Origin of the sequence: Megasphaera jansseni, assembly GCF_047974155.1 — a bacterium.
Classification (GTDB): Bacteria; Bacillota; Negativicutes; order Veillonellales; family Megasphaeraceae; genus Megasphaera.
The window spans coordinates 80,710-87,547 of the sequence record NZ_JBHYRR010000010.1 but is presented as its reverse complement, the minus strand read 5'-3'; the positions used below and the strand labels follow the sequence as shown (position 1 = coordinate 87,547).

The window sequence follows — 6,838 nt, the reverse complement described above, 5'->3', positions numbered from 1 at the left end:
TTCGTGTGTAATTTTTTGAGTATCCAAAAACATCCTCCTTACTGAATAGGATAAATTAGAGTTTTTAGACAAAATGGTAGAAACTCTAATTTGTCTCATTTATCCTGTTTGATGAGCCTATTGTCTCACAAACAGCCAGAAGATTAAATCCACCGATTTATTTTCCGCTTACCATATGGAACCAACGCTGAAATTAAACTGATACTATATGGACATAAACTGAATAGGCTGGAAACGCTACGCAGCGGCCTGGTTTTTTGGTACAATATTCGTGGAATCTTATTTTCACGAGGTGTCTGACATGGATATAACATATTATGATATTGGACTCAATTTGTTTACCCGGTCTTTTCCCAAGCCGGAAAAAATCATTGCCGATGCAGCGGCAGACGGTATCTGCTGCATCCTGACCGGGTCGGAGGCGCGGGAGAATCGCCTGGTCGACGGCTTTGTCCGCAACCATACGGCCTTCGGCACGGCTGGCATCCATCCCCATGTGGCCGATGAAGCGACGGAGGCGGACCTGGAGGAAATCCGGCGTATCGTCACGACGAATCCGAAAGTCGTCGCCGTCGGTGAAACGGGACTTGATTACGACCGCATGTATTCTAAGAAGGAAAACCAGCTCCACTTTTTCAAAGCCCTCATCGCCATGGCAGAAGAACTGGATAAACCCATGTTCCTCCATGAACGGGATGCCGCTGAGGACTTCCTGGCTTGTTTCAAAGGGCATGAAGGGCTTTGCCCACAATCCGTCGTCCATTGTTATACCGGTGACAAGAAGACCCTGGAAAAAATGCTCGATTTGGGCTTTTATATCGGCATTACCGGCTGGATTTGCGATGAACGGCGGGCCGCTCCCTTGCGTGATGCCGTGTCTATCCTGCCCTTGGACCGGGTCCTCATCGAAACGGATGCGCCGTACCTGACGCCGCGGGGCTTCCATCTGCCTCGGACGAATGTACCCAACAACATCACCTATGTGGCCCAGACTTTGGCCGGGTATATGGGGGTATCCGTTGAAGAACTGACGGCTCATGCCAAGGCCAATACAGAAAAACTTTTCAAAATAAGATAAAAGTACTTGACAAGTATAACGTTTATTTTTATAATATATTTAAATTTAAAAGTATTTAGTTTGAAATATTAAATTAAATACGGTTGGCAAGGGTGCCTGATTGCTTTTTGCAGTCAGGCACTTATTTTTTTCAGCAGAGGGGGAGATCCTATGGATGAACTCAGACGTATCCTTCAGCGCAGCACTTTGCTAGCTGTTTTGACTTGTAGTCCTTTAGCTGTTTGGGCGGCGGATGCGGAGCCGGGCCGCTATTCGTCGGTCGACACGATATGGATTCTCCTCGGCGCGGCCCTGGTCTTCTTCATGCAGCCTGGGTTCGCCATGCTGGAAACGGGCCTGACGCGGGCCAAGAATGCTGGCAATATCGTCATGAAGAATTTCATGGATTTTGCTTTGGGGACGGTTTTCTTCTGGTTCCTCGGCTTCGGCCTTATGTTCGGCACGGATTTCCACGGTATCATCGGTATTCCCGATCCCTTTGTACAGAACTTCCACGTCGCCGATGACGCTGGTTTCCCGGACATGGCTTTCCTCATCTTCCAGACCGTCTTCTGCGCGACGTCGGCGACCATCGTTTCCGGCGCTATGGCAGAACGGACGAAGTTTTCTGTCTATTGTCTGTATTCCGTTTTAATCAGTCTCCTCATTTACCCGATTTCCGGTCACTGGATCTGGGGTGGCGGCTGGCTCCAGGAATTGGGCTTCCATGATTTCGCCGGTTCCACGTGCGTACACATGGTCGGCGGCGTCTGCGCCCTCGTCGGTGCCTGGATCCTGGGGCCGCGTATTGGCAAGTACAATAAAGATGGTACAGTCAACGCCATTCCCGGTCACAGCCTGCCCCTGGCCTGCCTGGGCATGTTCATCCTCTGGTTCGGCTGGTTCGGGTTCAACGGCTGCTCGACCGTGTCCATGACCGGTGATGAAACGCTGGTATCGGCTTCCATGATTTTCGTTACGACCAATATGGCTGCTGCCGCTGGGGCCTGCACGGCCATGATTGTCACCTGGATCCATTATGGCAAGCCCGATGTTTCCATGACTTTGAACGGCGGCCTGGCTGGCTTGGTTGCTATTACGGCCGGCTGCGATGCCGTCAGTGTCACCGGTGCCTTCATCATCGGGGTCATTTCCGGGGCTGCCATCATTTTCCTCATCGAATTCATCGACCAGAAACTGAAAATCGATGACCCTGTCGGCGCTGTTGCCGCTCACGGTGGCTGTGGCGCTTTAGGGACCATCCTGACGGGCCTGTTCAGCGTCAAAGACGGCCTGCTCTATACGGGGGAAACGCACTTCTTCCTCATCCAGGTCCTCGGCGTCTGCGTCGTCGCCCTCTATGTTTTCGTCGCCATCAACATCGTCTTCCGCATCCTCAACGCCACCCTGGGCCTGCGCGTTACGGCAGAAGAAGAAATCAATGGCCTGGACTTTGAAGAACACGGCATCGCTTCGGCCTATGCCGGCTTCATGATTACACCGGATACCGTGACCGAAGCCATCGATGCCGGCAAGGTACCGGCTGGAGCTGTCGAAGTGCCCTTGGATAAACCTGAAACGGCTCCGTCGGCCGTTACCGTTAAGTCCATGCCAGCTGATGGACACCATCTGTATAACGTTACTATCATTACCGATGAAAAACGCTTTGAATCGCTGAAAGGCGCTATGGAAGCCATCGGCATCACCGGCATGACCATCACCCGCGCCCTGGGTTTCGGCATTGAAAAAGGCCGGACAGAACTCTATCGTGGCGCTAAAGTATCGGCCAAACTCCTGCCCAAAGTCCGCGTAGAAATGGTCGTCTCCAAAGTATCGCCGCGGACCATCATCGAAGTGGCCAAGAAAGTCCTCTACACCGGTAAATACGGCGACGGCAAAGTCTTCGTCTCGACCATTGACAACGCCGTCAAGATTCGTACCGGCGAAGAAGGCTATGAAGCCCTGCAGGACTATCCCATTGATAAGTAAGTGCTTTATAGTTTGTAGTACGGATTTTGTAGTTTGCAGAGAAAACCTTCAAATTTAAAGCCATCCGCTAACAACTAACTGCTAGCCACTAACAACTTTAAAGGGCTTGTCGTCGTGCGACAAGCCCTTTTTTTATGCCTCATCCAGGAGAAATCCCATGTACATCGGAAGTGTCAGGATATCCTGGGTACGGCCTATATTGTAATCTCCTAGTTTAATCGTTTGATGGACATGATATTTTTCAGGATGTTTCAAGATAGTTTTTGTACTTTTCGTATCTCCTGTGGCAGCTTTGGCCTCAATGAGCGTTGCCTGGCCACGATATCGGATGACGAAGTCGATTTCGAGGCCTGAGTCTTTATGGAAATAGTACAGCTTCCGGCCCATTTTGATAAAGAAATCAGCGACGAGATTTTCATAGATAGCACCTTTATAGGCATATAAATTGCCCTTCAGGATATCGAACTGCGTCCCGTCTTCCAACATGCTGACGAACAGCCCCATATCGACCATATAGACCTTGAAGACGGAATCGATGGCATTTCCATCCAAAGGCAATTCGGGCAGCGAGAGATTGTAGCAGCGGCGGATGATACCGGCATCTTCAATCCATTGCAGGCTGCCAGCGTATTGAGAGGCTTTTGAACCCTTTTTGATGAGCGAATACTGGAATTTCTTATTTTCTTTGCTGAGTTGTTTGGGGATAGATTGGAAACATTGCTTGATTTTCGCTTTATCCCTGTTTTCGGCATATTTTACCATATCATCTTCATAAGTCCGGACAATATTCAATGCAATTTCCTATTTTTCAAGGGAGTTTTTTAAACTTTTTCCTATTTTTCAAGGGAATTTTGTCATCGCCTGCATATGAAGTGATGAGAGGGACAGTTTTTGTCTCAATGCAGAAAATTTTAAGGAAAATATTAAAATCAATAAATATTAAGGCTATATGGAAAATAAATTATATATCATAAGAATAAGATGAAAGATATATTTTTTATATAAAAGAGATAATTAAAATATTAAAGATATATTAATGATGTATATACTTTTAAATTTGACGCTTGAAATAGGATGTAGTATAGTTAAAATTAAAGAGAATAATTACTTATAAATATGTAATATATTATCGCACTATTATAAAGTTGCAGGAGTGATTGTCATGAATAAGCTGAAAACGATTGCCTCGGCAATGGCTTTAACGATGGCTTTTTTTAGTTCTGCTTCTGCAAAAGTATCGCAGGATGCAGCTATTGCGACGACAAGTGTTTCTGAAGTGGCTTGTCAACATATGCAAAATCTGGTGGATTTGGGCATTGTACGGCTTCCAGCAGGATGTCGTGATGTCCAAAGCAGTCATTTTACACAGGATGAAATGACTGCTTTGACCTTACAAGCCATGAGCCGTTTGAAGATGGATGTACACGGTGATATCGATGGCCTGCGGGAAACGAGGATAGCTGGCGTTACCGATGCACTTTATTTGCGTGATTTTTTCTATAAGGATCTGCAAAATAAAGGTATGATTGAAGATGCGACGCTGCTTACGGATTTATCACCTTCGTCAGAAGCGACGGATGAAAAGAAAGATGAAGAACGGAAGTACAAGATTTCCGGTGAAATACGCTATAACTACGTCAAAAATGGTGGCAATAAGCGTTGGGATTGGAGTGATAGCCGTCTGCGGGGACGATTGTTCTTTGAAGGACGTTTGAATGATAATTGGCATATCTTCGGGATGATTGAAGGAAATAAGCACTTCCTCCATGGCAATCGAGGGAATGATGATGATTGGCTCGATGATAAAAGACTTTATGTCCGCGGGATGTTAGGGGAAACGGTTATTACAGCTGGCCGCTACGGTTATGAATTAGCTGATGGAAATATCTTTGATTCTTCTATCAAAGGGATAACGGCTAATTGGGGAGACCAACCTGAATATGAAGCGACTGTCGGAAAAACCAAAGCCGATGGCGATATTGCGGCATTGACGATGAAAAAAGAAAAAGGCCGTAATGAATACGGCGGCGGTATCCAGCATTTTGGGGATGATAATTGGGGGACCCGGGATGAAACCATTTGGGATGCCTGGTATATACATCATATTAATGAAAAATTTCTCCTAGGGGGCATGTATCTGGGAACGAGCCGTGGTGATGAAGATGGCCGCCATAATGGGTATGTTTTGAAAGGGGCCTGGGGGAATATCCAAAGTTGGGAACCCGGTTCCAATGAATTCGATGTACGTTACTATTATCAGCCACGAGGAACTTATGTCATCCATACGATGACAGGGTTAGCCGATTATATGGATGGATTTAAAGGCTTAGGTATGACTTACCATCATACAATAGCAGAAAATTTGGTCTTTACTGTGGAATATTATTATCTGCATGAGCTGACAACAGGAGATAAAGGTAAAACGGCTTGGGCTGATTTGACTTATTTCTTCTAATATTGAAAGGGTGTGGGACACTATGGTTATAGATGATTTATTGAAAGGAGGCAAGACACTGGCCGTTGTCGGGCTGGGGTATGTGGGCCTGCCGCTGGCTTTGGCATTTGCCAAGAAGATTCAGACTATTGGTTTCGATATCAATGAGAAAAAATTGAAGACTTACGAACAGGGCATCGACCCGACGAAAGAAGCTGGCGACGAAGCCGTCCGCCAGACGACGCTGACATTCACAGCAGACCCGGCGGCCTTAGAACAGGCAGCCTTCATCATCGTCGCCGTGCCGACGCCGATTACCGAAGATGATATGCCCGATTTGACGGCGGTGAAATCGGCCAGCCGTATCGTCGGCGAACATCTCCGTCCCGGGACTATCGTCTGTTACGAATCGACAGTCTATCCCGGTGTAACCCGCCGCATCTGTGCGCCTATCCTCGAAGAAGCATCGGGCCTGGTCTGCGGCAAGGATTTTAAAGTAGCCTATTCACCGGAACGCATCAATCCCGGCGATAAGGTCCATCGCCTGCAGAATATCTGTAAGATCGTATCGGCGACAGACGAAGCGGCCCTAGAAGACGTAGCTCAGGTCTATGGCCTGGTCATCGAAGCCGAAATCTATAAGGCGCCGACCCTGGAAGTGGCAGAGGCAGCCAAGCTCATCGAAAATGCCCAGCGCGACGTCAATATCGCTTTCATGAATGAAGTGGCTCGGGCCTTCCATCACATGAATATCGACACGAAAGAAGTCATCAAGGCCATGAATACCAAGTGGAACGCATTGCATTTCACGCCGGGCCTGGTCGGCGGTCACTGTATCAGCGTCGATCCGTATTACTTCATTTATGAAGCCCGCCGTTCCGGCTATGTCACACACCTGGCCGCAGCCAGCCGCCTGGTCAATGACAGTATGGCTGAATTCGTGGCGACGTCGACGATCCGCGAAATGATCCGGGCTGATTTGCGAGTCCATCATTCCCGCGTTTGTCTCTTAGGCCTGACGTTTAAGGAAAACTGCCCGGATACGCGTAATTCCAAGGCTTTTCAAATCGCACAGCATTTATTGAAATATGAAGTCGACTTATCTATTGTCGACCCCTGGATTAATCCGGCTGCCTTACCGGCCGATTTACGCGACCGCCTTATCCCTTTGGAAGAAGTACAGAATATGGATGTACTCGTATTTGCCGTCCAGCATCGGCAATTCAGCCAGCTTACACCGGAGACATTGACCGGCCTTTACCGAAAGGATAATCGCCTGAAGGTGCTTGTCGACGTCAAAGGGATGTATGACCGTCATGCCCTGGAATCTTTAGGATTTTTGTATTGGAGCCTGTAAT

At 47.8% G+C, this 6,838-nt stretch carries 5 protein-coding genes; 4 read left to right on the top strand and 1 reads right to left on the bottom strand.

The genetic code is table 11. The features are described 5' to 3' along the window. Positions 1-301 precede the first annotated feature (301 nt). Both ACE418_RS05655 and ACE418_RS05650 read left to right on the top strand, forming a co-directional pair. Complete coding sequence (locus ACE418_RS05655) at positions 302-1,078, top strand: TatD family hydrolase (protein WP_416449691.1); 777 nt, start codon at positions 302-304, stop codon at positions 1,076-1,078. A 150-nt stretch (positions 1,079-1,228) separates the two neighbouring features. Next, entirely contained in the window at positions 1,229-3,046 is a 1,818-nt protein-coding gene (locus tag ACE418_RS05650; protein ID WP_416449690.1) for an ammonium transporter, read from the top strand. A gap of 132 nt (positions 3,047-3,178) precedes the next feature. Here the strand turns inward: ACE418_RS05650 and ACE418_RS05645 are convergent, their stop codons facing one another. Beyond that, positions 3,179-3,838: a DUF4143 domain-containing protein gene (locus tag ACE418_RS05645; RefSeq protein WP_416449689.1), complete on the bottom strand. Its 660-nt coding sequence runs from the start codon at positions 3,836-3,838 to the stop codon at positions 3,179-3,181. 370 nt (positions 3,839-4,208) lie between these two features. Here ACE418_RS05645 and ACE418_RS05640 point away from each other — a divergent pair, with 370 nt between their 5' ends. Then, a complete protein-coding gene (locus tag ACE418_RS05640; protein WP_416449688.1) occupies positions 4,209-5,501 on the top strand; it encodes a hypothetical protein in 1,293 nt (430 codons plus the stop codon). A gap of 22 nt (positions 5,502-5,523) precedes the next feature. Beyond that, complete coding sequence (locus ACE418_RS05635; RefSeq protein WP_416449687.1) at positions 5,524-6,837, top strand: nucleotide sugar dehydrogenase; 1,314 nt, start codon at positions 5,524-5,526, stop codon at positions 6,835-6,837. Position 6,838 lies beyond the last annotated feature (1 nt).